Here is a 25,714-nt window from a genome sequence, read left to right on the forward strand (position 1 = left end):
GTGTGCTGTGCGACAATGTGCTTTGTCAGGATGTGCATGATCTATGCATCCGATATTGTTAACACGTCATATTCGGACAATAACCATAAAGAGGGGTTATGAATTTCTTCCAGGCAATAGTGCTAGGCCTTGTTCAGGCACTTACGGAATATCTCCCAGTGTCATCAAGTGCACATATACGCATTATCGGCGATCTGATGCTTGGCTCTGACCCAGGCGCGGCATTCACTGCCATAATCCAGTTGGGAACCGAACTTGCGGTATTGCTCTATTTTCGCAAGGATATCATTCGCATTCTTACTCACTGGTTCGGCTGCCTGGGCGGCAAGGATGGCAAGACATGGCAGGAACGCATGGGGTCGAAGGACAGGGATGCCGCTCTGGGCTGGTACATTATCGTCGGCACTCTGCCCATTGTGATTGCCGGATTGTTGTTCCAAAATGCCATTGAAACATCTCTGCGCAATCTGTGGATTACCGTTTTCGTCCTTCTGGTATTCGGCGTATTGCTGTGGTATGTCGACGCACGTTCTCGCCAGGTCAAAACGATCCAGGAGATGGACGTCAAGGATGCCGCATTGTTTGGCGTAGGACAGATGCTGGCGTTGATTCCAGGTGTTTCACGCTCTGGAGGCACGATCACCTTTGGCCGTGCCATGGGATATACACGTGAGTCCGCTGTGCGCGTGAGCTTCCTTATGGCGATCCCCGCTGTTTTCGGTGCAGGAATCCTGGAAGCGATCAAAGCGTTGAAGGATGTGAATGCAGATGCCATGTTCCCAGGCTGGGGCGCAACCATTGCGGCCACGGTGGTGAGCTTCGTTGTGGGTTATGTCGTGATCATCGGCTTCCTGAAATTCGTTTCCACTTTCTCATACAAGGCATTTGCCGTATATCGCATCGGATTGGCCGTTGTGGTGGCATTGCTGCTTATTACGGGGGTTCTGCCTGCTACTGCCGCAGTGGCATAAACGCTGCATGATCGCGTGGCTATCGGCGTGCAATTATTGAGATGCAATGTTATCCCGCTCACCTTCACAGGTTGGCGGGATTTTCTATAGTATGGCAGGTTTTTCATACTGGCAAGAAATTCGCAATGAATGCAGGCAACACTAATTGATAAGTGCCTTAACTGTTGCAGGTTATTTCGATTTATGGCGGTGTTTGCTCAGTGATGCCGATAATGTCGCTGCAATGGATGAGGTCTTAAACTCGACCATGTAAACCCATTCATGTCATGAATGAGTGGCTATATTGCAACGTTTATACGTAGATTTCACTAGGACATAAAAGCTGTGAACGGGCGAATGCATATAAGAACTGCATAACATCACCATTTGTTTACAAAGCTAACATAATTAGATATCGTAAATCTGTGTTGTCGTATCTTGAGGACTATGGCGTCCTCAATGGTTGGTGACGCATCATATCTATCTAGAGTGAAGGCATCAATGAGGATGAAGAATATATGGAAGAGAAGAGTGACAGCATGTGCTGTTGCATTTCTGGTGAGTCTCGGGACAATTTCAGGAATAGTGGCTTCTGCGCAAGCGGAAAATGCATCTGAAACCAACGAGGACTCTTCGCAGGTATCAAATCTGGCATTGAATTCGGTGGTGACTGCTTCGGGAACCGAAGTGGACGACCGAATGGGACCGGAATTGACTGCGGACGGCAATGGCATGCCGGAGAACGGAAGCCAGCCAAGCGTGCACAACGCAATAGGCGCCTCGCGTTGGAGCGCCAACAGGGCGGATAACGTGCGGATTGTCTACGATCTTCGCGCCAGTGCAAGCCTGAAGTCGGTTGACATCGCATGGGGCAATACCTTTGGTGCCGATTACAACATCGAAGTGTCCAATGACGGCCAATCGTGGACCAATGTGTTGACCGGATTATCCGGTGAACGCGCGTCCACGGTAAGTCACCAGCCTCCCGATGGGACACAGGGACGATATATGAAAACGAGACATTCGCAAAATCTCAGCAGTGGTCGCTTTCCATTTGGGAAGTAGTCATCAATGGCGTGCTGCCGGAGAAAATCCCCGTTGCTGTGGAAACCACGGTTATTCCCAAGCCGGCATCTGTGATCGAAAACGAAGGTGTGGATGCCTTGACGTTGAGGCAAGACACCTGCCTTGCCTCTGGTGGTCAAACCGCTACAGCCGAATTACTGCCTTCCGCCTTATCGCGTTCATACGGTATGGCGCTGAAAGAAGGCGAGGAAGGCTGGTTTATCTGCTGACTCATCGTTGGCCGGTGAGGAATATGCACTCACTGTGAGCAATGACTCAGTGTCCATAGTGGGAGGCAACGGCCAGGGCGTGCTCTGGGCGTGCAGACATTGCTTCAGCTTGCAGGACCGTGGGCGCAATCTCCTGAGCAGATTACAGGGTAGATTGCGCTTCCTGCAGTGACCATACAGGACAAGCTACGGTATGAATGGCGTGGATTGTTGCTCGATTCCGCACGTTCCTTCTATGAGGTTGACGAGGTCAAGAACCTCATTGACATCATGTCTTCTGCCAAGCTCAATGTGCTGCATATGCATCTCTCGGAGGATGAAGGATGGCGCATCGCCATTGATACTCCGGAAGACAACCCTTCCGGAATCGACTATTCGCTACTCACCAGCTTCTCGGGCAATACCTCATGGTCGGCTGATCGCACAAAGTGGGCTCATCTTGATGGACGTACCGGTTTCTATACCAGACAACAATTCGTTGATTTGGTGAGCTATGCGGCATCGCGTGGTATCGCAGTGGTCTTTGAAATCGATGGTCCAGGACACTCTCTGAGCGCTTTGCGTGTCATACCGCAGTGAATACCGGCAACTCCAATCCAAAACCATTGGAAAGGGAGACCACGGCTCCTGAAATGACCGACGCGCTCTATTAGCGAGACCACATTCGCCACTAATTCCGAAGTGACCTATGAGTTCTTGGGGACGGTATTGAATCAGCTGGCGGTTGATGTGATTACCGGTACGCAAAATTCTGCACTGCCCGCTGTTGGGAAGAGCTACCTGCATATCGGCAGCGAAGCGCATTCAGAAACGGTAACCGGTGCGGATTATCAGGAATACATGCAAAAGGTGTCAAAGATCGTCACCGATGCGAATTTCACCCCCATTGTATGGAACGAGGCTGCAAGCACTGCGTGGTCGACTTTGCCGGAAGGCACCGTTGGACAGTTCTGGTACGGCAATCTCGATGGCGTGTAAAAACTGGTGAACGAGCGTGGAGGCAAGATCATTGCTTCAAAGGTCAGCAATGCGTTTTCCCGCAGAAGCCAGGTGCTGAACCTTGGCGGTCCGAACTGGGCATTCCCCAGCGGATGCACGACGCAGACCTTCTACAACTGGGATCCGACCTCGGCAATGGGCGTGTCCGAATCGGGCATGTTGGGTGTTGAAGGCGCCATCTGGAGCGAACACCTGCGCACCGAACACGATATGCAATTCGTGACATTGCCGCGTTTGTATGCGCTCGCAGAAGTCGGTTGGACTCCGCAGAGCCAGCGCAATTATGCTGACTTCGCTTCACGTCTGCCGTAGCGCGGTCTCGATTTGATGATGCGTGATGCCACCTTCCATCTTGCTTCTGAAGTGAGTGGTTGGAAAAGCGAATATGCCCCAACGGTTGTGGAGGAGCTTGATTCGTCTGCAAGCGTTCAGGAAGTTGTACTGCTGGCGGCCCAGGGATTGACCCAAGAAGAACTGAACAAGATCAAATTGACGGCAAAGCTCACCGATTCCGCAGGGAAAGAACATGTTCCACCCTTGGAATACGACCTTGCCCGTTCATTCCATTACACCGACGAGAATGCGACGACTGGTCGTATCATGAATTCTCTTGTTCGTGTTATGGCAACCATCCCTGCTGATTTGCCTGAAGGTGAGGCGACGATTGCAGTGGAGGGTTCTGTTGATCCTACGGGTGTGGTCTCGGGAACAGCTCGAACAGCGGGTGTGAGTGTTGCTGCGTTGTCTGTGGTGACGGTCAAGGCCAGTGACACCGAACCCACGGATCCAACCGATCCAACCGATCCCACAGACTCGACCGATCCCACGGGTCCAACACCTGGCGAAGGCGAAACTGAAGTCACGCCAAAGGGTGTTGAGGCCGATGATGCTGATCTGAATTTCAGGATCAATATGGGGAGAAGCTGAATCTTCCCAGACCTTGAAGGTACGTTGGAGTGACGATACCGTCACCGATGAGCTCGTGTCATGGGATGATTTTGACTCTCAACTGTTGTCCAAGCCAGGCGCCTTCGACGTGAAGGGAGTCGTCACAGTTTCTAGCAAGTCACTGAGTGTCACTGCTGATTCTGCGACAAACACCTGTGCGGCGGACGAATCGTTGGTTACCTATGACGTCGTTGCTCATATCACTGTGGTGGAGCAGCAAACGGAAACCGATCCGGGATCCGGAACCGGTGATGGCAACCAGCAAGGCGGATCCGATGGCAGCCAAGGATCGAATAACGGTCATGGTGATGGCAGTGGTGATGGCCAGGATTTGAATCAAAATGGCGACACCACGAATGATGCTAATGACAAGGTATTGGTTGTCAAAAAGCGTCATAAGCAATTGGCCAATACCGGTGCGGAGGTAGGACTGGTACTTGCCTTCGCGGTACTTGCGGCAGCCAGTGGCGTGATGTTGCGTCGTCGGAGTACTCGGGCCTGAATCCGTCATCGGAATATTCGGGCCAGAATCACTGACTGAGGCATAGCCTACAGAAAGTATCAAGTCCTTGGATTGAGTCACAGTCTTCGGATTGTGACTTGCAAGAAAAGACAGGAACCGCCAAGCACTTTAGGGCTACTCGGTGATACGTCACAGTAGTCATAAAGTGTGAGGCGTTTTTTGACTTGTGGCAATACCGCCTCTCAACAATGCGATTGTGATTTGAGACTCGACATCATTAGTATTGACCACAGTTCGTTGCAAAACGGGACGATAGGGAAACAGATATGACAACAGCGTCTTCTGATCAATATTTCAAGGATAACGAGGCCAATTGGGATGACCGTGCACAAGCGCATATGTCAGGGGATTATGGCGGTGTCAATGAGCTTCTCGCCGATCCTCAGGCCATCAGTATGCAATTGGCTCAGGATATCGAACGATTCGGTGATTTACGAGGTAAAGACGTCTTGCACCTTCAATGCCACGTGGGAGTGGATACGATTGGCTTTGCAAGGCGCGGTGCGCATAGGGTCGTGGGATTGGATCTGTCTGAGAAATCTTTGGAATATGCCCGTTATATTGCGACTCGAGCACAGGAAGATATCGAATTCATCCATGCGAATGTATATGAAGCCAGGCAAGCTGTGGATGGTGAATTTGACCTCGTTTACACGTCGCTCGGAGTGCTGTGTTGGTTGCCTGATATCGCAGGATGGGCGAAAGTGGTCGCTTCGCTTATGAAACGCGGTAGCACATTCTTCATTCGTGATGACCACCCGATGATGATGACCATAGATGACGACGTCTCGAATGGGCTCAAGGTGGCATATCCGTATTTCCAGACCGAATCGCCTTTGACCTGGGATGACGAGGAGAGCTATGTCTCCTACGCTGATTCGCCGAAAATCAAGCATACGCGTAACCACCAGTGGAATCATTCCTTGGGAGAAATAGTTTCAGCGCTTATTCAGGCTGGTTTGACCATTGATGATCTTGAAGAGTCGACGTATTCCGCGTGGTGTCCGTGGCCGGATCTCATGGAAGAGGTTGGCAGTGGGCGATATCGCTTGAAGGAGGGGCAAAATCATATCCCTCTGCAATTTGCTATTGCCGCACATAAGTGATATTTGCACAGTCGAAACTTCGATTTCGATTCCCTGTACGAAATGAACTCAGGGTTGAACGAGCAGACTTTCCGGAATGGGAATGTGTGAGCCAGGACTATTCATGAGAGAAAGATAAACGAGGGAAGGGAGCGGACAACGGGACTCGAACCCGCGCTCTCAACCTTGGCAAGGTCGCGCTTTACCAACTAAGCTATGTCCGCGAACGTGATGCTGTTCAACCTGTGATGAGCTTCACGAACCTTGGATAAGAGTAGTGGCAGATACCGACTCTCGCAAATGCGGTGTGTCGATATCTGCCACATCCTTAAAATCGTTGAAATCACTGAATCTCAGAAGATGGATGGTGAATGTGTCGTTGATCCATTACTTAGAGATCTTTGAATCATTCACTGCCTGAACTGCCTGCTCCAAGGCCTTGAGCTGGTCACCGTACCACTTGGTGGAGGTTTCGTACACTCCGACCTGCTCGTTCAGTGCATCAACGCCATCGACTGCGCAAGTGCCCGAGGTGGGTGGTTCCTCATTGAGGAGATTGGCGAGATTTTCAACCGTGCTGGCATCCTTGACCTCATCGGCAGTGATTTCGCTGGCGTCTGCTGCGTCGCCGTTTACCAATGCGTTGTACTGGTTTTGGGCGACACGTGTCGTTTCGGATGCTTCGGCGCAGTTCGCCTCAGCGGTGTTCAGCGCATTGGCCTGATAAGCGTTCCAGCCCCATGCTGCAGCGACTGCGATGACGATTACGACCACGCATACAGCAATGATCAGCTTAAGTTTGCTTTTGGGTTGCGTGTTTTGTGATTCTGCCGTCTTATTTTCGGATTCGCTCATCGCATTCCTCCTATTTCTCCCATCCGGACACCGAGTACATACATCTCGCCAATGCCGCTCTAACAGGTTTGGACATGGTGAGGTCGTGATCTCGGTGTTAGCAGAGCTACCACGCTCTGTATGCCGGATAATCCAATATGTTCCGGAGGTAAGTTACTCAATGGTTGGGACATGGATATTGATGTTACGGGCGGCTGCGGGGAGGCACGAAATAATACATCTTGTGATGCACAATGTGTTGTGGTTTCAAAACAATTCGGGACGTCCATCACTAGTCGTGAATGAACGTCCCGAACAGGCCTGCTATGCGTTCTACATGCAGTTGCCCATATCCTTGAGGAATTCTTCCGCCTCTTTGACGAGCTGCTCGGCTCTCGGGGCGCCTTCGCCGGCGATAGCCTTTGCCTGGGCTTTCAAATCGTATTCATGCTCTAGATGGCGAACATATTCGCCCAAGTCTTCACTGCTGTCAGTGATATCTTCGGCCTGATGCTTCCATTGAGCCGCCTTGACAGGAAGGTTGCCTTTGTCAAGTTCTGTGCCGAGGATGAATGCGAGCCTGTCAAGCATTTGCAGAGTGGCCTGTGCGCAATCATCACCGCCTAAATATTGCGGGATCGAAGACCAAATGGATGCAGTGGAGAAGTTTTCTTCTTGAGCGATGGCATCCAAAACGGTGGGAATACCAACGGGGCCGTCAAATTCACGGTCCATCTCGCATTGTTTATGTGAATCAGATACGTCCAACGGCAGCGGACGGGTATGAGGGCATTCCGCGAACATGGAGCCCAGTGTGACGATATCGGTGACTTCGAATTCCTCCGCTATGCGGAGGCTTGTGCGGCAATAATCTATCCAACGGTAATTGGGTTCGGGAGCGATTTGCGCATAAATGCGGGTTTCAGGATTGATGTCAATGGCAAAAAATGTGGTTTGAGGCCACAGAATGCGGCGGCGACCTGTGACGTGGCACACCATGGGCCTGGTGCTTTGATAGTCATAGAAGCCGTCACATCGAATATGGCGCACTTCGCGGGATTCGTAGTGCGACATCAAATGACGAATGACTCCTGTCGAAGCCTGACAGGCGTCATTCCATCCCTCAAAGGCGGCTATCAAGAAGGTGCGCCGTGCGTTTCCTGCTGTTTCCATATCTCCAATGTAGCTGGGAGTTGGAGAATTCAGCAGGACTTATGCCTTTTGGTGAATCGTTGAGCCAGCTGCGATATCAGATGCCTTGTTGCGATATTTACGCTATGTGTTGTCAACCGTCAGTGTCACGGCATCGGCTGTTTGTGCACAGTAATGTTGGCAAGTTAGGGATATGCAAGCAGGAATCGAGGTATTGCAGTACGACACGCTGATTTTGCAAATTGCGCGGATGTCGTTATAGTAGTTACTCGTGCTTCGGCAGCGGTTACGCAGCTGAAAACACGCGGACATAGCTTAGTTGGTAAAGCGCGACCTTGCCAAGGTTGAGAGCGCGGGTTCGAGTCCCGTTGTCCGCTCTAAGGTCCGAGGAGTTGACGACCTTACGGTGGGTTAGCCAAGCGGTTAGGCAGCGGCCTGCAAAGCCGTATAGACGAGTTCGACTCTCGTACCCACCTCGTGATGGAGATGATTTGTTTCGTTTCCATTATGAAGACCCGGGCGGTTGGCGCAGAGGTAGCGCACTTCCCTGACACGGAAGGGGTCACAAGTTCGAATCTTGTATCGCCCACTCGCGGAGTTCTCCGCACAACAACTGAATATGGGTGATTGGCGCAGCGGCTAGCGCACTTCCTTCACACGGAAGGGGTCATAGGTTCGATTCCTATATCACCCACATTCCGAGGGTTTCCATCAGGTGATGGGAACCTCTTTTGTTATCTGACCATGATTTCTGGCGCGAACCAGTCGCGTTACGGGGCTCTTCACATTGTGGCGGGGTGTGAGTGGAAAAAGAGTGAGGACGGTTCATACTTCTTGTGTTAGCAATAAAGGCTCTTCGCATTACGACAACGCCTGCATGAGCCGAAACATCTCATCCATCCAGCACACTGCTCGAGCTGAGCACTTGCCCAGGGGCCTCATCAAATGGCACAAGTCGTGAACCAGCGGGGAAGGGCAGCTCGTGGACAGGTGTTGACACGGTGGCATCGCCAAAATCATCTTCCTTGACCTTGATGCAAGCCGAACTCACCTCTACTATACGGACGCGTACCCATTCACCGGATTAAGTTTCCAAGGCATACAAGTCTGACAAACACCCAATTCCCAGTAAATCCAATGCTTGCTCAGCAGCGAGCCAATCACCGAACTGTCCAATCCTGCCCAGAAGATCAACGGGGGCGAATGCATCATGTTCTTCGCATATCCAGCCGAGTAGTTCGCCGTCTTCGCGGTGATGTTCATGCCAATTACTGGGAATAGTCGTAGCCATATTCTCATAATGCAGGTTATTCCGACTGCTTCAAGTCGAATCGGATCCTCTCGATATTACATCAATGCTGAGCGCGTTCCTATGAATCGCCCCGTTGAGTGACCGATCTCATATCGTTTCTCAACGGGGCGATTCATGTGTCCTCACTTGATTCTTCGGCATCAGGCACGATGAGGGCGAAGGACCTCCTGTGGCAATGCTTCGATGAGCCTCAGCCAGATCTCACTGGCGGTGGGGTATGAGGGCACTGCATGGCGCAAACGCTCGATCGGCACTTCGCCAATTATGGCGATTGTGGCCGAATGGATCAGTTCACCTGCCTCAGGGCCGACGAATGTGGCTCCCACTATGGCGTTTGTGGCACGGTTGATGACCAATTTGGCGCGTCCCTGTACTCCATCGCGCAATAATGAGGCGCCTGCGGCAGCAGTGTATGGAACCTCCGTTGTCACCACATCGATGCCGGATTTGCGAGCCGCAGCTTCTGTAAAGCCCGTGGATGCGACCTGTGGGTCTGTGAAGATAACATGCGGAACCGGAACAAACTCAGGGGTTTCATCAGGCGTCCGACCTGCGGCGATATCGGCAATACGTTCGCCGATGACGCGTGCCTGATATTTGCCCATATGCGTCAAGAGTGCCTTTCCGTTGGCATCTCCAACGGCATAGAGCCATTCCGGCATGTTCTCGTGAAGGATGTCTTCAGGTGTCAAACCGATGGATTCAAGATTCAGCTTTTCCAGCAGAGGCTTGCGTCCTGTGGCGACTAATATTTCATCGGCGTCAATCGAATCGCCATCAAGTTCGATATGCACAGTGCCGCCATGCAACTTACCAAGTTCCGGTGTTGTTTCAACATCTTTGCGGGTTGCTGATTTCGCCTGAGTATTGGTGAGTACGCGTACGCCAAGCTTTGTCAGGGCATCCAAAACTATTTCAGATGCGAAAGGTTCCTGTCCTTTGAGTAGCTCAGCACCGCGAACCAACATGGTCACATCGCTTCCCAAGGCGGTCATCCAGGTGGCCGCCTCGCAAGCCACAACGCCCCCGCCGACAATCACAAGACGTTCCGGTACCTCGGTCACGGCTGTGACATCGCGTGAATCCCAAGGTTCAACGTTCTGCAATACTGCCGGTATGGATGGCCGTGAGCCGGTGGCGATGATAACAGCTTTGCGTGCTTCGATGATTTTCCTGCCGTCGGGGCCATCGACAGCGAGAAGACGTTCGCCGATAATTTGTGCCCAGCCGCGGATTACCGCGAGATCGACACTTTCGGCCCATTTCACTTGGCCTGCATCATCGTAGTGAGAAACCCAATCATCCCTGCGTGCGAGGAGAGCGTCTCGATCAATTTCCGCCCCTGTCAGCCCAGGCAAATGGCGTGCAGTATTTGCGACCTCAAGGGGTCGGAGCAAAGCCTTTGATGGCATGCATGCGTAATACGAGCATTCGCCGCCCATTTTTTCGCCTTCGATAATGGCTGCGGTCATATCGGTGCCTTGAACGGCATATTGTGCGGCATTTTCGCCGGCAGGACCTCCGCCGATAACAACAACATCAAATACTTCATCGACATGGTCGCCTTGGGGGTGCGCGGGATTGGAGAGTGCGGAGGAGTGAGCAGAAGCTTCAGCAGACTCGGCTGCTAGGGTAGTCATTCTCTGTTGTGTTGCTTGTGTCATGCTTGCGATGTTGTCACAGCTGATTACCGAGTTTTTGCCCGTTCGCCATTGGCTAAGTCAGCCGAGGATAATCGCAGCAAGAACATGAAACCCCGGTGAATATCCGTGTTATTGCGGCAATCCACCGGGGCCTCGATCGGTTTGTTCTAAACTGATTCAGCCAATACTGATTATTGTTGAACTTTCGGCCTAGACCTACTTATTCTGATTGTATTCCTGCGCACCATGCACGAGAGAGACAGCATCGCCGACACCATCGAATACGTCGAATGGACGGAATGGGTAATTGGCGATTTGTTCACGCGAAGTGGAACCGGAAAGCACCAAATATGTGCGCAGACCAGCTTCAACACCGGCTTGTACGTCGGTATCCATGCGGTCACCAATCATGGCCGCATTCTCTGAGTGGACCCCGATCTTATTCAAACCTGCGCGGATCATCACAGGATTCGGCTTGCCCACGAAATATGGCTTCTTGCCGGTTGCCGCGGTAATCATCGCTGCGATGGCTCCTGTGGCGGGCAAGGTTCCCTGATCCGAAGGACCGGAAACATCGGGATTGGTGGCGATGAACTTCGCACCCTTCTCGATCAAACGAATGGCATGGGTCAACGCCGCAAAATCATAGGACCGCACTTCTCCCAAAACCACATATTCAGGATCGACATCAGTCATAATGTATCCGGCTCCATGCAATGCAGTGGTCAGGCCGGCCTCACCGATCACATACGCAGATGAGCGTGGTGATTGTTGCTTCAGGAAAGCGGCCGTCGCGTTGGCACTCGTCCAGATATGATCCTCAGGAACATCGAGTCCCGAACGTGCAAGACGTGCAGAAAGATCACGGTTCGTGAAGATTGAGTTATTGGTAAGAACCAGGAATGGGCAACCGTGTACGCGCAGTGCGCTCAAAAACTCCTGGGAGCCTGGAAGTGCTCGGTTTTCCTTCACAAGCACGCCATCCATATCGGTCATCCATGCGGAGATGGGTGGCATATCCTCGAGGGCGATTGGGTCATTTGTTGGTGCAATCATTTCGGTCGTCTTTCTTTCGGAGGATTATTGGATTCCTTAGCAATATCCTTCGTCCATTCTATCCGTACAGCCGTTTCTTGTGGATTGCCTGTGAGTTTGCTAGATATCACAACACCCGCAACCAGAAAGCATGCCAAAGCGAGCGTGTCAATCGCGGTTCAATCGCTCATTGATCCACTCAAGCAAGATGATTGCATGGTTGCATTGGGGATCCTTAGCCGCATATAACAGGGTCACATTGTGGGTTGCCAACAACGCCCGCACGTCCTCAACGAATTGTTGAGCCTCGGGTCTGGCATCGAGTTCCTCCACATAGCGTGAACGGAACTCGTCGAAACGCTCAGGTTTATGACCGAACCATTTGCGCAATTCAGGTGTCGGCGTTATTTCCGTCTTCGCCCATCGGTCCAAGGCGGCTCGCTCCTTGGAAACACCACGGGGCCATACTCGGTCCACCAGTATGCGTGTCCCGTCATCGTCTGCGGGTTCTTCATATATGCGTTTGATACGAAGTTCATGTGCTGTCATAAGCCTGTCCTTGGATCGATGCGTTCGAGCTATTTTCATGGTAGATCCGTATCGGCGAAAGGGAAGCCCCGGGATGTGAGTGTTGTCACCATCCACGCATAAGGTATGCATTGGTTGGAAAGAACAAGTCGAACTGTTTTGGCTTGCCCCGAAAACCGATAATCCGTAACGTCCAGGCCTGCACATTGGTACCGCGGGCCCCGATAGCAAAGGACACCTCATGGCTGAACAGCTCATCTCCATAATCCTCGACGGACAGCGGAAGGAGGTGGAAGCCAGCCAAACCGGCGTGCAGCTCTTCGCACAAGACAAGAACATCATCGCAGTGCGACTGAACGGTGAACCCCGTGATCTGTACACACCGTTGCACGACGGTGACACGGTGGAACCGATCGCATTGGATAGCGAAGACGGCGTTGCAATCATGCGCCATTCAGCAACCCATGTCATGGCTCAGGCGGTTCAGGAAATCCGTCCTGATGCCAAGTTGGGCATCGGCCCGGTTATTGATAACGGCTTCTACTACGACTTCGACGTCGCCGAGCCATTTACTCCAGAGGATCTGAAGGATATTGAAAAGCGCATGCAGCGCATCATCAAGTCCTCCCAGTCCTTCCGCCGCCGTGTGGTGACCGAGGACGAGGCGCGTGCAGAGGAAGCCGAGCAGCCTTATAAGCTCGAGCTCATCGGCGTGAAGGAAGCTGAGATCGATGCCGATGCGGCCACAGAAGTGTCCACGGGCGAATTGAGCATGTACGACAATGTGGATCGTGACGGCAATGTGGTGTGGAAGGATCTGTGCCGCGGACCTCATCTGCCGAACACCAGATTCATCAAGGCCTTTAAGTTGGAGCGAACTGCCGCTGCGTACTGGCGCGGTTCTGAGGCGAATCCCATGCTGCAGCGCATTTATGGCGTTGCTTTCGCTACCAAGGATGATCTCAAGGCATATGTGCAGCGCATGGAAGAGGCTGCAAAGCGCGATCATCGCAAGCTGGGTCAGGAAATGGATCTCTTCTCCTTCCCCGAGGAAATCGGACCAGGACTTGCTGTCTTCCATCCAAAGGGTGCCGCAATCATCAATGCGATGGAGGATTATTCCCGCGAAGCGCATCGCAAGCATCACTACAGCTTTGTGCAGACCCCTCATATCACCAAGGGCAATCTGTATGAGATTTCAGGCCATTTGCAGTGGTACAAGGATGGCATGTATCCGCCAATGCGCATGGATGAAGAGCGTGACGAGAATGGCAATGTGACCAAGCAGGGCTTCGATTACTACCTGAAGCCAATGAACTGCCCGATGCATAACCTGATTTTCAAGTCCCGTCAGCGTTCCTATCGTGAGCTGCCCTTGCGTTTGTTCGAGTTCGGCACTGTGTATCGCTATGAGAAGTCCGGTGTGGTGCACGGCCTTACCCGTGTGCGTGGCTTGACCCAGGACGATTCCCATATCTATTGCACGCGCGAGCAGATGAAGGATGAGCTCAAGAGCTTGCTCAACTTCGTGCTCGGACTGCTCAAGGACTTCGGTCTCAACGACTTCTATCTTGAGCTTTCCACCAAGGATGAACACAAGTTCGTCGGATCGGATGAAGTCTGGGAGGAAGCGACCAACACCCTGGCAGAGGTTGCCAAGGACTCCGGCCTTGAACTGGTTGCGGATCCGGGCGGAGCTGCGTTCTACGGTCCTAAGATTTCCGTGCAGGCACGCGATGCCATTGGACGCACCTGGCAGGTTTCCACGATTCAGCTTGATTTCAACCTTCCTGAGCGTTTCCAGTTGGAATACATTGCAGCTGATGGCACTCACAAGCGTCCTGTGATGATTCACCGTGCGCTCTTCGGTTCAATCGAACGATTCTTCGCGATTTTGCTGGAGCATTATGCAGGTGCGTTCCCGGCTTGGCTTGCACCTGTACAGCTGACCGCGATTCCGGTTGCGGATGAATTTGCCCCGCATCTGGAATCCTTCGTGGAGGATCTGCGCGACCATATGGTGCGCTGCGAAATCGATCGTTCAGATGATCGCTTCGGCAAGAAGATTCGCAACGCTTCCAAGTCCAAGGTGCCATTCACCCTTATCGCTGGCGAAGAGGATGTCAACAATAATGCAGTGAGCTTCCGCTTCCGCGACGGTAGCCAACTGAACGGCGTTCCTGTTGATCAAGCCAAGGCATGGATCTTGGAGGTTATCAACAAGCGCGTTCAGGTGAATTCCGCCGATGAATTCACTGAGGCTACCAAGTAGTCGAAGTACGCACGGACGCGCTATTGATTGCGATCAATGCGTGGCGGCAAGACATCGGGCGGTTGTCTGAATTTACTATCCGGTAAATTCGGGCAGCCGCCTTTTCTTGTCTTTCCTTATGCAACATTTCCAGGGGGCCATGCACGGTCGGAAGAGGTCTGAGCGTCCATGAAGCCATTGGGATGTCCTGAATCGCCAAGTTTGGGTCTACACTCGATATCGGCAATGCTGTGCTATACATCGAAAGGACTGGCATGCTGGAACATCTGCGTGCACCATTGAAGCGTCTTATTGAACCGATTGCGAAGGCATTGATTTCCATCGGATTGACCGCCGATGCGGTAACGGTTATCGGTTCGATTGGCACCATAGTAGTGGCACTGCTTACCGGCATAACGGGCAGGCTGTTTCCAGGCGCACTGATCCTCACCTTCCTGGTGCTCTTTGATTCCTTGGACGGTTCCATCGCCGCTCTGACAACAGGGGGCACTCGATTCGGGGCGTTCCTTGATTCCACGCTTGACAGGATTGCGGACTGGGCACTGCTGGCTGGCTTGGAAATATATTTCGTGATGCATGGTGATCTGGGACACGACGCCGCAGGCAATATGTGGGGGACCTCCGGCGTAGTGGTCACCTATATCGGCATGTTTGCCGCACTCTATGGCATTATGACCTCCGTTGTCACTTCGTATGCCAGAGCGAGGGCGGAATCACTGGGCTGTGAGGCAAAAGAGGGGATTGCCGCGCGCGCGGACAGATTGCTGATCATCCTCTTGGGCATGGCAATAGCCGACTGGTCCGGTCAGGATCTGTGGCTATCGGCGGCCTTGATCCTGCTATGCGCTCTGGGAACGATTACCGTCATTCAGCGCATCATGGTGGTGCGCAGTCAGCTGCAGTAGTCGGACAAGCCACAGCGCTTATGGCGAACATCCAATACATATACAATGTCTTGTCGCCAAAGCGCATTAAAATCATCACGTTTATTAATTCGTATACGTGCTAGGAGCATTATGTCAGGGCATTCCAAGTGGGCGACCACCAAGCATAAGAAGGCCGCCATTGACGCCAAGCGTGGCAAGCTGTTTGCCAAGCTGATCAAGAACATTGAAATTGCAGCGCGTACCGGTGGCGGCGATCCGGATGGCAATCCGACGCTGTACGATGCAATCGTCAAGGCAAAGAAGGCTTCTATGCCGGCCGATAACATCAAGCGTGCTGTCAAGCGTGGCTCCGGAGAAGAGGCTGGCGCCGCGAACTATGAAGAAATCGTCTATGAGGGCTACGCTCCCGCTGGAATCGGTCTCATCATCGAATGCTTGACCGATAACCGTAACCGCGCCGCCGCTGAGGTGCGTTCCACCTTGACCAAGGGAAACGGCTCCTTGGCAACCACCGGATCCGTGAGCTTCAACTTCGAGCGCAAGGGTCAGATCGTCGTTCCTTCAGAAGGTGTGGATTTCGACAAGCTGTTCGAATTGGCAGCCGAAGCAGGTGCAGAAGACGTGACCGACGATGGTGAGGTGTTCTCCGTCATCACCGATCCAAGCGATATGATCACCGTTCGCAAGGCTCTTCAGGAAGCCAATATCGACTATGATTCTGCCGATTTGGTCATGATTCCGAAGAATGAGGTCGAACTCAGCCTCGAAGATGCACAGAAGGTGTCCCGTTTGATCGACAACCTCGACGATCTGGACGATGTGCAGAATATCTACAGCAACTGGACGGCTTCGGATGAAGTCATGGAACAGTTGGATGCCGAGTAGCCAATGCTTATTCTCGGCGTCGACCCCGGACTGACACGGTGCGGGATCGGAGTGGTGGAAGCCGGCGTATCCCGCCGGCTTTCGTTTATTCACGTTGATGTGATTCGATCTGATCCGCATACCTCGCAAGACCTGCGCTTGTTGCGCATTTATGACGGAATATGCGAAAAACTCGACAGATTCGTACCGGATACGGTTTCTATCGAACGTGTGTTTGCACAGGAGAACCGCAATACCGTGCTTGGTACGGCACAGGCGGCCGGAATGGCAATGCTCGCCGCAGCTCAGCGCGGTATTCCAGTGGCGCTGCATACGCCTACCGAGGCGAAATTGGCCATCACAGGTAACGGACAGGCGCAGAAGATACAGGTCGAGCGTATGGTTATGCGATTGCTCAATCTCAATACCATGCCGACTCCAGCTGATGCGGCTGATGCTTTGGCACAGGCGATATGTCATGCGCTCAGGCCTGCAGGCGCATTGCAAGGCGGTGAGCGCGAACAGCATCTGACTCCTGCTCAGAGGCAGTGGGCTGAAGCCTCGCAGAAAGCCAATCGCCGGCACGGTGTCAACAGAGGCATGTAACATATCGAACAGATGTTCGAATAGTTAGGATGGCTATGATAGGAACGCTGAACGGCCATGTCGAGGCGGTTGACACCGCGATGGCTTTGATCGAAGTGTCCGGCGTGGGCTTTGAAGTGCGCATGCCTTCTTCCGATCTTTCCGCAATGCATGCGGGCCAAGAAGTGCGTGTGCACACTTCGTTGAGTGTTTCACAGGATGCCATGACGCTGTACGGTTTCCTTACACTCCCTTCCAAACGCATGTTTGCACGATTGCAAAAGGTCAGTGGGGTCGGACCCAAGGCGGCATTGTCGTTGTTGTCGGCACTCAGTCCTGAACAACTTGCACGGGCAGTGTCTGACGGTGACACGACTGCATTGACCCGGGCGCAGGGAATCGGCAAAAAAGGTGCACAAAAAATCATTCTTGAGCTCAAGGGTAGTATTGACTTTTCGCAGGTTGAAGGCGGCTCCACCGAGAATCGCATCGTTGATCAGGGTCTAAAGCAAGTTGTGGAAGGTTTGGTATCGTTGGGATGGCGTGAACACGATGCCGAACATGCCGTGTTGTCGGTTTGCGAATCAGCGGGTATCGAACTGCCTCTTGCCGATTCGGATATTCCCAAGGCGCTGAAATTGGCATTGACTTCACTTGATCGAGGAAGGTGAACATTCTCCTATGGAACCTGGAGCGTTCGGCATGAATAATGCCAATACCGGTGCCAATGAAGAATCATTGAGGATGGTGTCTTCCCAGCCCTTGGGCGGTGAAAGCCTCAGCGATGAGGAACTCCGACCGCAGGCTCTGGAAGGCTTCATCGGCCAGCCTCAGTTGAAGGCTCAACTGCAGCTGTTTTTGGACGCCGCCCGCAAAAGGGAAGTGCCTCCGGATCATATTTTGCTGGCGGGCCCTCCTGGACTGGGTAAGACCACATTGGCCATGATCGTGGCCAACGAACTAGGCGTTTCAATTCGAGTTACCTCAGGGCCTGCGATTCAGCATGCGGGCGACCTTGCTTCGATCCTGAGTTCGCTCGATGCCGGAGAAGTACTTTTCATCGATGAGATTCATCGTTTGCCCCGAGCGGCGGAGGAACTGCTGTACATCGCCATGGAGGATTTCCGTGTGGACGTCATGGTGGGCAAGGGGCCGGGTGCGTCCTCGATCCCTTTGACTTTGCCGCGTTTCACGGTCATCGGTGCGACCACGAGGGAGGGAATGCTTCCGTCTCCTTTGCGTGCGAGGTTCGGCTTCACGGCACATCTTGACTATTATCCGCATGAAGAGCTTGAGAAGCTGATCGAACGGTCGGCGGCTGTTCTCGGCGTCAAGCTGGAAGATGGCTCGGCACAGCAACTTTCTCTTCGTTCGCGTGGAACACCACGAATCGCCAATAGATTATTGCGTCGCGTGCGCGACTGGGCGATTGTGCACGATCTCGAATCGGTGGATCCGCAGGCGGTCAGTGATGCACTGTCGTTGTATCAGATTGATTCAGAGGGCTTGGATCGACTTGATATTGCCGTGCTCAAGGCAATAGTCAATAATTTCAACGGTGGTCCTGTCGGGTTGAATAATCTGTCAGCCATGGTTGGCGAAGAATCCGAAACGGTGGAGACGGTGAGCGAGCCATATCTCGTGCGTGAAGGATTCCTGGTCCGTACGCCGAAAGGACGTGTGGCCACCATGAAAGCTTGGCAGCATCTGGGCATTGAACCTCAGGATGATGTCAGCAAGCTATTCTAGTATTTTGCTCTGGATCACTGTGGCACAAATCTGTGCCTGCAATCGTTAGGAGTTCTTGTGGAAGTCATTCTTATTGTTGTCATGGTCGCCATGGTGGGCTTGATGATCTGGCAGTCTCGCAATGCCCGTAAGCAGGAGAGCGATTTGCGTGATTTCCGCGAGTCATTGGAACCGGGCACCGAGGTCATCACCATTGGTGGCATCATCGGCAAGGTCGTTTCCGTCGATACTCAGTACGAAGAGATCGTTATCGACTCGGAGGGTTCGCTGCTTCGATTTGCTTTCCGTGCAGTCAACAAGGCGTACACCCGTCCGGCATATGTCAGCGATGACGAAGTGGACGAGGATGGCAACCCATTGACCGATGACAACGATTCCCCTCAGGAATCGATCGATGAGGACAATGTTGCGGATCAGGTGGCAATCGAGGCTTCTTCTGAAGATGCCGAAGAGGGAACTGTCGAAGAAGAGGCAAAGTCCCCTTCAGAGCAGTTCTGAACGCATAGGCATAAACACTTCATTCGACGGCAGTACTTGATTGAGACAAGGTAGATAAATGGCAACATCGGATATCAGTGTGAAGGCATTGAAGCACATCGATAGTGAAGATGCAGATTACTTGATTTCCTTGGTTCGGTCCATACCTGATTTCCCCAAAGCCGGTATTTTGTTCAGGGATTTTATGCCAGTGCTGGCTGATGCGCGTGGATTGAAGTTGCTGATCGATGCATTGATTGCCGCTCTTCCTGTGGCAGCCGATGAATTTGATGTTGTGGCGGGGTTGGAAGCTCGTGGTTTTCTTATCGGTCCAGCCCTAGCCGCTCGTCTAGGAAAAGGTTTCTTGGCAGTCCGCAAAGCGGGCAAACTGCCACCTGAGACCGTTTCCGAGGAATATACTCTGGAATACGGCAAGGCTGCTGTCGAAGTGGAAACAACAGCCATCAAGTCCGGAGATCGCGTGCTTATTGTCGACGATCTCATTGCAACCGGCGGAACTGCAAAGGCAGCAGCAGACCTTATTGAACGCTGCCAAGGGACAGTGGCAGGATTTAGCTTTGTCATGGAACTGTCAGGTCTGGAAGGTGTAGAAAACCTGAGCCAATATCCTTGCAGTGCATTGATGATTATGCCGGCGTGATGATGGAAAGAATTGAATAACCCGAAAGGGAGGGTGTTATGGATTTATATGAGTACCAGGCCAGAGAGCTGCTTGAAGAGCATGGCATTCCGACACCCAAGGCGATTTTCGCTCAGAATTCGCATGAGGTCGATCAGGCGGCTGAGCAACTGGGTTTCCCCTGTGTACTGAAGGCGCAGGTGAAAATCGGCCACCGCGGTCAGGCAGGTGGCGTCAAGGTGGTCAAGGATCGTGATGATGCGATTTTGACTTCTGAAGAAATTTTCCCCATGACCATTCATGGCCACAAAGTGAGTGGATTACTGGTTGCCGAAGCAAAGAATATCATCCACGAATATTATGTTTCGATATCGGTGGATCGATCATCAAGGGATTTTGACGTATTGGCAACGGCCAATGGCGGCACTGAGGTCGAAGTGATCGCCAAAGAACATCCTGAATCCGTGAAGAGACTCCATATCGGCGCTCTGGAGGATTTTGATCTTGAGGCGGCCACGACCATGGCGCGAAATATCGGTTTTTATCACGCTGATGTGGATCAAGCTGCACAGATATTGCTCAATATGTGGCAATGCTTCAAAGACAATGACGCGACTTTGGTTGAAATCAATCCGTTGGCGAAGATTGGCGATCCGGATGACGAATCATCCAAATCCCTGTGTGCGTTGGATGCGAAGATCTCTTTGGATGACAATGCCGCCTTCAGACATGATGGTTGGCAACGTTTCGCTGATCCTGTCCATAGCGACCCGTTCGAGGCTCAGGCACGCCAGCATGGATTGCACTATGTACATCTGACCGGTGAAGTCGGTGTCATTGGCAATGGTGCTGGATTGGTGATGAGCTCGCTTGATGCCGTGTCCGATGCCGGAAAGGATCAGGGCAATGATATCGCGCCTGCGAACTTCCTTGATATCGGCGGTGGTGCATCGGTGGATGTTATGCGTCACAGCCTGAGTATCGTTATGTCGGATCCGCAAGTCGAATCAGTATTCGTCAATGTCTATGGCGGCATCACTTCATGCGAGCAGGTGGCCAATGGCATCTTGGCGGCTCTTGACGAACTTGGGGAGTCCAAGCCCATCATTGTTCGTTTCGATGGCAATGCGTCGCAGGAGGGTCTGCGCATTCTCAATGATTCACGGCGTTCGAGCTGCATGTATGCGACACCATGGAAGAAGCAGCACAGGAAGCGGTACGTCTCGCTGCAACCGCGAAGGAGGCACGTCGATGACACTGTTTATTGAAGACGGTGCACCAGTAATCGTTCAAGGCATGACCGGTCACCAAGGCATGACCCATACCGCACGCATGTTGGCTGCCGGAACGAATATCGTCGGCGGGGTCAATCCACGAAAATCCGGCACAACAGTCGATTTCGACGGCAAGCAGATTCCTGTGTACGCCGATTGCACTGAAGCCAAGGAACACACCGGAGCCAAGGCCAGCGTGGTCTTCGTCCCTCCTCGTTTCGCCAAAGGTGCCATTGTGGAGGCAATCGAAGCGGGAATCGGCTTGATCGTCGTCATCACCGAAGGCATTCCTGTTGCAGACACCGCTTATGTGGTTGAGTTGGCAATGCGCGAAGGAGTGCGCATAGTCGGACCGAACTGCCCAGGCCTGATGACGTTGTCTGCGAACTCCGATGCCAAGGGCGTCAATCTTGGCATCATTCCGGACGGTATCGTCTCGCGCGGTCCATTGGGACTGGTCTCCAAATCGGGAACCCTTACCTACCAATTGATGGGGGAACTTGCCGATATCGGCTTCACGGCGTGCCTTGGCGCAGGTGGCGATCCGATTGTGGGCACGACGCTTACCGAGGCATTGGAGGCTTTTGAACAGGACGAGAGCACCAAGGCAGTCGTGATGATCGGCGAAATCGGCGGGCAATGCCGAGCAAGAGGCTGCGCAATGGCTCATGAGCATATGACCAAGCCGGTTGTGGCTTATATCGCTGGTTTCACCGCTCCTGAAGGCAAGCAAATGGGACATGCCGGTGCCATAGTTTCTGCAGGAAAAGGCACAGCACAAGACAAGAAGGAAGCATTGGAAGCAGCCGGAATCCCAGTGGGACGCACACCAGGACAGGCTGCAGCTTTGATGCGTAAGGTGCTGGACACTCTGCCACAGCTATGAACAATAGGATCACGCACCTCTTCAAAGGCATAGCCACTGCAGCGGTGGTTATGTTGGTGTATGCAGTCGCATTGGGATTTTTCCTGGCGCTCACCCTGCTGGTGATCACTATGGAAGTCGGTGTCGATAGCATGTCACAATCGGCTTTGCTATTGACACAAGCAGTGGTTTTGCTCAGTCAGGGTAGTGGTTTTCATACGGATTCCTTCTCCCTGACCATAACCCCATTGATGCTCACGATGCTGTTGATTGCGTTGATCGCCTCGCTTGCGAAACGCATGTCAACCAGTGTGGTTGCATATGTCTCTGGTTTGGTTACGTGGTCACTGTTGAATTGGGCCTTTATTCAAGGAGTGCCAGTTGTGCTCAACGACAGCACATGGCTTGTGCTCCTCAAGACAGCCGTGGTGTACACCATTGGCTTTGCCTGCGCGGCACTGCCTTCCTCCGAACTAGTGGGCAAGATCGTTGCTTTGGTGAGAAGTCGCATTTCGGAACAGCTTCGGCGAACGCTGCGCATTGGTATTGTGCTTGGTATGAGCATCGAAGCCTTGTATCTGCTGGCCGGAGTGATTGCCCTCATCGTTTGGACGATACTCAATTACAGAGCCATGGGCAATCTCTTCGGCCTGCTGAATATGGGTACGGGATCGCGCATTCTCACAACGATCAGTACGCTGGTGTGGCTGCCCAACATCATCATCTGGGCGGTTTCCTGGGTTTTTGGTGGCGGCTTCGCAATAGGAGAGCTGGCATCCTTCACATTATGGACAGGCCAAGGCTCGTCCATGCCTCCAATACCCATCTTTGGATTGTTCCCGCAGGCAGTGAATAACGATGTCATGCGCATGGCATTGCTAGTTGCCCCGTTGGTTATCTGCATCCTTGCGGGACTGGCGGCACTTTGGTTCAAGCGTGGATTTGCAGTGCGCAGGTCCGCGGGTCAGACCGCCGACGCGGTTCATCAATCCCGTGAATCCCGCGGGCGAGTAGCGTCAACGAAAACCAAGAGTCGCTTGTCCAAGCAGCGGAAACACTTTTCGGAAGATGACACAGCATTGCCATCCGAGAAAACCAGCCGAAGCGATGAGTCCGCGCGCAGTGTCACCGGAGTTCAGACCGGATTTGCGGCCCATGCCGATCGAACCGACGACAGCAGCCGAACTGATGAATCTGTTGCGCAACAACCTGCATATGTGCAGCTGTTGACCGAACTCATCTCGGATTTCGCCTATCCTGTAGGCGCGTTCTGCCTTGCCGGAGGCATTGTTGCGGTTCTTTCTTCTCTGATTTTCTCCTTGTCCAACGGCGCTTTGGGCACAGGAAGATTGGCACACGTCGGTGTGGACGTCGTGGCATCAACTCAAGTTTTGGGACGCCCCACAATAGGAGGATTGCTGGCCGCATGGCTTATTTCCGTCATTGCGGTGGCACTCGTATTCGCTGTACGCTGGGCGGTGGCGAGAATTCGCCAGGGCAAGGCGCATGAGCGAAACAATACTCCGGTTAAGGCAGTTCCAAGAACATCGAGGAGTAGTGCCTCGATCCGATCCACCAACCCCGATCAACGTTCCGGCATCGATTCCGAAGATGCTCGAATAACACCGCGCGTCGTGAATTCGGCGCCGCATTCCAAGGAGGATTCAGCAGAATGACGAATACACAGCGTCCACTTCGACGCGCACTGGTATCTGTCTTCCACAAGGAGGGTATTGAGGTACTTGCTCAGGCCTTCATTAATGCGGGAACCGAGGTCGTATCCACCGGATCGACGGCCAAGAAGTTGGCAGAGCTCGGTGTCAATGTTACCGAGGTCAGTGAAGTCACCGGTTTCCCGGAAAGCCTGGATGGACGAGTCAAGACCTTGGATCCGCATATTCATGCCGGCATCCTTGCCGATATGACCAATGACGAGCATGCTGCCCAATTGAAAGAACTGGGAATCAAGCCATTTGACTTGGTCGTCGTCAATTTGTATCCCTTCGCCGACACCGTCCGTTCTGGCGCAGGGGAAGCGGATGTCATTGAAAAGATCGATATCGGTGGTCCTTCAATGGTTCGTGGTGCTGCAAAGAACAGCGCGACGGTTGCGATCGTGACCGATCCAAAGGATTACGCACTGGTTGCGCAACGCGTTGCCGACGGTGAGGGATTCACCTTGGAAGAGCGTCGTTGGCTGGCAGCAAAGGCCTATGCGCATACCGCCGCATATGATGCCACGATCAGTGAATGGACTGCCAAGCACTGGCCGCGCCCTGACAGCATCGACAGCAAGCCCAATGGCGCTGAATCAACCGACACCGCAGAAGAGGGCAGGACCGAGTCTCCGCTATTCCCTGCAGCGTTCACCCGTACCTGGGACCGTGCGCATGTGCTGCGATATGGCGAGAATCCTCATCAGAAAGCGGCTTTGTATCTCGATCCACTGAATCGTGACGGTTTCGCCCATGCTCAGCAGCTGGGTGGCAAGCCAATGAGCTATAACAATTACGTTGATGCCGATGCCGCTTGGCGTGCAGTTTGGGATTTCGCCCCTCAAATCGCAGTCGCAGTGGTGAAGCACAATAATCCATGCGGCCTGGCAATCGGTGCCACCGCGGCCGAGGCACATGCCAAGGCACATGCATGCGATCCGATGAGCGCTTACGGCGGTGTGATCGCTGCAAATACTATGGTGACCTTGGAAATGGCGCAGAGTGTTCGTCCGATCTTCACCGAAGTCATCGTGGCTCCCGATTATGAGCCTGAAGCTTTGGAATTGCTGCAAACCAAGAAGAAGAATCTGCGTATTCTCAAAGTGGCCAAGCAGCCGCAGACAACCGCACAATTCCGTGAAATCGATGGCGGCCTTTTGGTGCAGTCCGAAGACAAGATCGATGCTGCCGGGGATGATCCAAAGAATTGGACACTGGTTTCCGGCAAGGCCGCGGATGATGCCACTCTGCGTGACTTGGAATTCGCATGGCGTGCAATTCGCTGCGTAAAGTCCAATGCCATTCTGCTGGCTCACGATCAGGCGACCGTTGGCATTGGCATGGGCCAGGTCAACCGTGTGGATTCGTGCAACCTTTCGGTCGAACGTGCGAACACTTTGGCTGATGGTGCAAACCGAACCAAGGGTGCAGTCGCGGCATCTGACGCATTCTTCCCGTTCGCCGACGGCGCCCAGATCCTGATCGATGCAGGTGTTTCCGCTATCGTTCAGCCAGGTGGTTCCATCCGTGACGAAGAGGTATTTGATGCGGCACGCAAGGCGGATGTCACCATGTATGTCACTGGTACTCGCCACTTCTTCCACTGACCGCCGAGGACTGAGCGCGGAGGACTGAGGAGGACTGAGAAGTCTGCACTCAGGACTCAGGATTGAGCACTGAGGACTCAAGGACTGAGGAGTCTGCTGAGTAAGAGATGCAGTCATGAACAGACCGAGCCCCTTATTCAGCAGACATGCAATGCATATGAATATCTGGATGTTCTGTTATGCAGACTATTGTTCTGGCTAAACCTGTTGTTCTGGATGTTCTGGCTAAGCCTATTGTTCTGGCTATGCTTGCCGTGCTGCCTCTTATGCCTTTTATGCCTCCTCTGATCATTCCTCCCTCAAAGCCCCTGACTTGGTACTGAACCGCAACCCCGATTAGCGGATCTGAATTTGTTCAGACCGGCAAACGGAGTGCGGTTCAGTACATTGCAAGTCAGGGGCTTTGATATTTCTCAACTTTTTCTTGCTCTATATCCTTTATGACAACAACCATCCTCGGAGAAAGCCCACGAGT

27 protein-coding genes, 5 tRNA genes and 1 pseudogene are annotated in these 25,714 nt (G+C 52.9%); 25 read left to right on the forward strand and 8 right to left on the reverse strand.

Annotation, left to right across the window (positions count from 1 at the left end; genetic code table 11):
* The first annotated feature begins 98 nt into the window (after nt 1-98).
* From BITS_RS04700 to BITS_RS04740, 9 genes are all read left to right on the forward strand, one after another.
* A complete protein-coding gene (locus tag BITS_RS04700) occupies nt 99-971 on the forward strand; it encodes an undecaprenyl-diphosphate phosphatase (protein ID WP_026641887.1) in 873 nt (290 codons plus the stop codon).
* Nucleotides 972-1,535: 564 nt separating this feature from the next.
* Entirely contained in the window at nt 1,536-2,015 is a 480-nt protein-coding gene (locus tag BITS_RS04705) for a discoidin domain-containing protein (protein WP_160249603.1), read from the forward strand.
* Nucleotides 2,016-2,026: 11 nt separating this feature from the next.
* Complete coding sequence (locus BITS_RS04710; RefSeq protein WP_152571194.1) at nt 2,027-2,245, forward strand: hypothetical protein; 219 nt, start codon at nt 2,027-2,029, stop codon at nt 2,243-2,245.
* Between the two features lie 168 nt (nt 2,246-2,413).
* Entirely contained in the window at nt 2,414-2,824 is a 411-nt protein-coding gene (locus tag BITS_RS04715; RefSeq protein WP_026641884.1) for a family 20 glycosylhydrolase, read from the forward strand.
* A 102-nt stretch (nt 2,825-2,926) separates the two neighbouring features.
* Nucleotides 2,927-3,223, forward strand: coding sequence for a hypothetical protein (locus BITS_RS04720; protein WP_152571193.1), 297 nt, complete (start codon nt 2,927-2,929; stop codon nt 3,221-3,223).
* Between the two features lie 6 nt (nt 3,224-3,229).
* On the forward strand, nt 3,230-3,556 hold the full coding sequence (locus tag BITS_RS04725) for a family 20 glycosylhydrolase (RefSeq protein WP_044259510.1): 327 nt from the start codon (nt 3,230-3,232) through the stop codon (nt 3,554-3,556).
* A gap of 15 nt (nt 3,557-3,571) precedes the next feature.
* Nucleotides 3,572-4,171, forward strand: coding sequence for a hypothetical protein (locus BITS_RS04730; RefSeq protein WP_152571192.1), 600 nt, complete (start codon nt 3,572-3,574; stop codon nt 4,169-4,171).
* Between the two features lie 13 nt (nt 4,172-4,184).
* A complete protein-coding gene (locus BITS_RS04735; protein ID WP_026641881.1) occupies nt 4,185-4,694 on the forward strand; it encodes a hypothetical protein in 510 nt (169 codons plus the stop codon).
* Nucleotides 4,695-4,981: 287 nt separating this feature from the next.
* The gene (locus tag BITS_RS04740) at nt 4,982-5,821 is read left to right on the forward strand and encodes a class I SAM-dependent methyltransferase (RefSeq protein WP_026641880.1); all 840 of its coding nucleotides are present in this window, start codon (nt 4,982-4,984) and stop codon (nt 5,819-5,821) included.
* A 130-nt stretch (nt 5,822-5,951) separates the two neighbouring features.
* Here BITS_RS04740 and BITS_RS04745 read toward each other — a convergent pair.
* From BITS_RS04745 to BITS_RS04755, 3 genes are all read right to left on the reverse strand, one after another.
* Nucleotides 5,952-6,024, reverse strand: a tRNA-Gly gene (locus BITS_RS04745).
* Between the two features lie 163 nt (nt 6,025-6,187).
* A complete protein-coding gene (locus BITS_RS04750) occupies nt 6,188-6,655 on the reverse strand; it encodes a hypothetical protein (protein WP_051264327.1) in 468 nt (155 codons plus the stop codon).
* A gap of 312 nt (nt 6,656-6,967) precedes the next feature.
* The gene (locus BITS_RS04755; RefSeq protein ID WP_034533717.1) at nt 6,968-7,807 is read right to left on the reverse strand and encodes a PAC2 family protein; all 840 of its coding nucleotides are present in this window, start codon (nt 7,805-7,807) and stop codon (nt 6,968-6,970) included.
* 283 nt (nt 7,808-8,090) lie between these two features.
* Between BITS_RS04755 and BITS_RS04760 the strand changes: the two genes are divergently transcribed.
* The 4 genes from BITS_RS04760 (at nt 8,091) to BITS_RS04775 (ending at nt 8,480) form a co-directional block, all read left to right on the forward strand.
* Nucleotides 8,091-8,163, forward strand: a tRNA-Gly gene (locus tag BITS_RS04760).
* Between the two features lie 28 nt (nt 8,164-8,191).
* Nucleotides 8,192-8,262 (forward strand) — tRNA-Cys (locus tag BITS_RS04765).
* A gap of 41 nt (nt 8,263-8,303) precedes the next feature.
* Nucleotides 8,304-8,375: transfer RNA gene (locus BITS_RS04770), tRNA-Val, on the forward strand.
* 32 nt (nt 8,376-8,407) lie between these two features.
* Nucleotides 8,408-8,480, forward strand: a tRNA-Val gene (locus BITS_RS04775).
* A 198-nt stretch (nt 8,481-8,678) separates the two neighbouring features.
* Here BITS_RS04775 and BITS_RS09095 read toward each other — a convergent pair.
* The 5 genes from BITS_RS09095 to BITS_RS04795 all read right to left on the reverse strand — a co-directional run bounded on the left by BITS_RS09095 (nt 8,679) and on the right by BITS_RS04795 (nt 12,325).
* Nucleotides 8,679-8,837, reverse strand: a complete 159-nt coding sequence (locus tag BITS_RS09095; protein ID WP_154568117.1) for a hypothetical protein — start codon at nt 8,835-8,837, stop codon at nt 8,679-8,681.
* A gap of 33 nt (nt 8,838-8,870) precedes the next feature.
* Nucleotides 8,871-9,077 carry a hypothetical protein gene (locus BITS_RS08710; RefSeq protein WP_051264326.1) on the reverse strand — a complete coding sequence of 69 codons (207 nt, stop codon included), beginning with the start codon at nt 9,075-9,077 and terminating at the stop codon, nt 8,871-8,873.
* A 161-nt stretch (nt 9,078-9,238) separates the two neighbouring features.
* Entirely contained in the window at nt 9,239-10,738 is a 1,500-nt protein-coding gene (locus tag BITS_RS04785; RefSeq protein ID WP_026641878.1) for a dihydrolipoyl dehydrogenase family protein, read from the reverse strand.
* 219 nt (nt 10,739-10,957) lie between these two features.
* Nucleotides 10,958-11,797 carry an HAD-IIA family hydrolase gene (locus BITS_RS04790; RefSeq protein WP_026641877.1) on the reverse strand — a complete coding sequence of 280 codons (840 nt, stop codon included), beginning with the start codon at nt 11,795-11,797 and terminating at the stop codon, nt 10,958-10,960.
* 147 nt (nt 11,798-11,944) lie between these two features.
* Nucleotides 11,945-12,325: a DUF488 domain-containing protein gene (locus BITS_RS04795; RefSeq protein ID WP_026641876.1), complete on the reverse strand. Its 381-nt coding sequence runs from the start codon at nt 12,323-12,325 to the stop codon at nt 11,945-11,947.
* A gap of 220 nt (nt 12,326-12,545) precedes the next feature.
* On the opposite strand from BITS_RS04795, the gene thrS reads away from it, so the two are divergent.
* The 12 genes and pseudogenes from thrS to purH all read left to right on the forward strand — a co-directional run bounded on the left by thrS (nt 12,546) and on the right by purH (nt 25,239).
* Nucleotides 12,546-14,576: a threonine--tRNA ligase gene (gene thrS, locus BITS_RS04800; protein WP_026641875.1), complete on the forward strand. Its 2,031-nt coding sequence runs from the start codon at nt 12,546-12,548 to the stop codon at nt 14,574-14,576.
* A 254-nt stretch (nt 14,577-14,830) separates the two neighbouring features.
* A complete protein-coding gene (pgsA, locus tag BITS_RS04805) occupies nt 14,831-15,481 on the forward strand; it encodes a phosphatidylinositol phosphate synthase (protein ID WP_026641874.1) in 651 nt (216 codons plus the stop codon).
* Nucleotides 15,482-15,592: 111 nt separating this feature from the next.
* Nucleotides 15,593-16,348 carry a YebC/PmpR family DNA-binding transcriptional regulator gene (locus BITS_RS04810; protein WP_026641873.1) on the forward strand — a complete coding sequence of 252 codons (756 nt, stop codon included), beginning with the start codon at nt 15,593-15,595 and terminating at the stop codon, nt 16,346-16,348.
* A gap of 3 nt (nt 16,349-16,351) precedes the next feature.
* Nucleotides 16,352-16,933 carry a crossover junction endodeoxyribonuclease RuvC gene (ruvC, locus tag BITS_RS04815; protein ID WP_026641872.1) on the forward strand — a complete coding sequence of 194 codons (582 nt, stop codon included), beginning with the start codon at nt 16,352-16,354 and terminating at the stop codon, nt 16,931-16,933.
* Nucleotides 16,934-16,968: 35 nt separating this feature from the next.
* Complete coding sequence (gene ruvA / locus BITS_RS04820; RefSeq protein ID WP_026641871.1) at nt 16,969-17,583, forward strand: Holliday junction branch migration protein RuvA; 615 nt, start codon at nt 16,969-16,971, stop codon at nt 17,581-17,583.
* Between the two features lie 10 nt (nt 17,584-17,593).
* Complete coding sequence (gene ruvB, locus BITS_RS04825; protein WP_034533716.1) at nt 17,594-18,661, forward strand: Holliday junction branch migration DNA helicase RuvB; 1,068 nt, start codon at nt 17,594-17,596, stop codon at nt 18,659-18,661.
* 81 nt (nt 18,662-18,742) lie between these two features.
* Complete coding sequence (locus tag BITS_RS04830; protein ID WP_034533746.1) at nt 18,743-19,159, forward strand: preprotein translocase subunit YajC; 417 nt, start codon at nt 18,743-18,745, stop codon at nt 19,157-19,159.
* A gap of 58 nt (nt 19,160-19,217) precedes the next feature.
* On the forward strand, nt 19,218-19,799 hold the full coding sequence (locus BITS_RS04835) for an adenine phosphoribosyltransferase (protein WP_026641868.1): 582 nt from the start codon (nt 19,218-19,220) through the stop codon (nt 19,797-19,799).
* A gap of 38 nt (nt 19,800-19,837) precedes the next feature.
* A pseudogene (sucC, locus tag BITS_RS04840) lies at nt 19,838-21,033 on the forward strand (ADP-forming succinate--CoA ligase subunit beta).
* Nucleotides 21,030-21,938 (forward strand): succinate--CoA ligase subunit alpha, encoded by a 909-nt coding sequence (sucD, locus tag BITS_RS04845; protein WP_044259513.1) that lies wholly within the window; start codon nt 21,030-21,032, stop codon nt 21,936-21,938. Before sucC ends, sucD begins: the two are co-directional and overlap by 4 nt.
* Nucleotides 21,935-23,593 carry a cell division protein PerM gene (locus BITS_RS08715; RefSeq protein WP_051264325.1) on the forward strand — a complete coding sequence of 553 codons (1,659 nt, stop codon included), beginning with the start codon at nt 21,935-21,937 and terminating at the stop codon, nt 23,591-23,593. Before sucD ends, BITS_RS08715 begins: the two co-directional genes overlap by 4 nt.
* Nucleotides 23,590-25,239: a bifunctional phosphoribosylaminoimidazolecarboxamide formyltransferase/IMP cyclohydrolase gene (gene purH / locus BITS_RS04855; protein WP_026641865.1), complete on the forward strand. Its 1,650-nt coding sequence runs from the start codon at nt 23,590-23,592 to the stop codon at nt 25,237-25,239. Before BITS_RS08715 ends, purH begins: the two co-directional genes overlap by 4 nt.
* Nucleotides 25,240-25,714 lie beyond the last annotated feature (475 nt).

It is taken from the genome of Bifidobacterium tsurumiense (genome assembly GCF_000741765.1).
Taxonomy (GTDB): Bacteria; Actinomycetota; Actinomycetes; order Actinomycetales; family Bifidobacteriaceae; genus Bifidobacterium; species Bifidobacterium tsurumiense.

Bases quoted from the DNA above. Each gene is read 5' to 3' on its own strand.
- BITS_RS04700 (WP_026641887.1), top strand. From the start codon at position 99: ATGAATTTCTTCCAGGCAATAGTGCTAGGCCTTGTTCAGGCACTTACG.
- BITS_RS04730 (WP_152571192.1), top strand. From the start codon at position 3,572: ATGATGCGTGATGCCACCTTCCATCTTGCTTCTGAAGTGAGTGGTTGG.
- BITS_RS04740 (WP_026641880.1), top strand. From the start codon at position 4,982: ATGACAACAGCGTCTTCTGATCAATATTTCAAGGATAACGAGGCCAAT.
- BITS_RS04750 (WP_051264327.1), bottom strand. From the start codon at position 6,655: ATGAGCGAATCCGAAAATAAGACGGCAGAATCACAAAACACGCAACCC.
- BITS_RS04755 (WP_034533717.1), bottom strand. From the start codon at position 7,807: ATGGAAACAGCAGGAAACGCACGGCGCACCTTCTTGATAGCCGCCTTT.
- BITS_RS08710 (WP_051264326.1), bottom strand. From the start codon at position 9,077: ATGGCTACGACTATTCCCAGTAATTGGCATGAACATCACCGCGAAGAC.
- BITS_RS04785 (WP_026641878.1), bottom strand. From the start codon at position 10,738: ATGACTACCCTAGCAGCCGAGTCTGCTGAAGCTTCTGCTCACTCCTCC.
- BITS_RS04790 (WP_026641877.1), bottom strand. From the start codon at position 11,797: ATGATTGCACCAACAAATGACCCAATCGCCCTCGAGGATATGCCACCC.
- BITS_RS04795 (WP_026641876.1), bottom strand. From the start codon at position 12,325: ATGACAGCACATGAACTTCGTATCAAACGCATATATGAAGAACCCGCA.
- thrS (WP_026641875.1), top strand. From the start codon at position 12,546: ATGGCTGAACAGCTCATCTCCATAATCCTCGACGGACAGCGGAAGGAG.
- pgsA (WP_026641874.1), top strand. From the start codon at position 14,831: ATGCTGGAACATCTGCGTGCACCATTGAAGCGTCTTATTGAACCGATT.
- BITS_RS04810 (WP_026641873.1), top strand. From the start codon at position 15,593: ATGTCAGGGCATTCCAAGTGGGCGACCACCAAGCATAAGAAGGCCGCC.
- ruvC (WP_026641872.1), top strand. From the start codon at position 16,352: ATGCTTATTCTCGGCGTCGACCCCGGACTGACACGGTGCGGGATCGGA.
- ruvA (WP_026641871.1), top strand. From the start codon at position 16,969: ATGATAGGAACGCTGAACGGCCATGTCGAGGCGGTTGACACCGCGATG.
- ruvB (WP_034533716.1), top strand. From the start codon at position 17,594: ATGGAACCTGGAGCGTTCGGCATGAATAATGCCAATACCGGTGCCAAT.
- BITS_RS04830 (WP_034533746.1), top strand. From the start codon at position 18,743: ATGGTCGCCATGGTGGGCTTGATGATCTGGCAGTCTCGCAATGCCCGT.
- BITS_RS04835 (WP_026641868.1), top strand. From the start codon at position 19,218: ATGGCAACATCGGATATCAGTGTGAAGGCATTGAAGCACATCGATAGT.
- sucD (WP_044259513.1), top strand. From the start codon at position 21,030: ATGACACTGTTTATTGAAGACGGTGCACCAGTAATCGTTCAAGGCATG.
- BITS_RS08715 (WP_051264325.1), top strand. From the start codon at position 21,935: ATGAACAATAGGATCACGCACCTCTTCAAAGGCATAGCCACTGCAGCG.
- purH (WP_026641865.1), top strand. From the start codon at position 23,590: ATGACGAATACACAGCGTCCACTTCGACGCGCACTGGTATCTGTCTTC.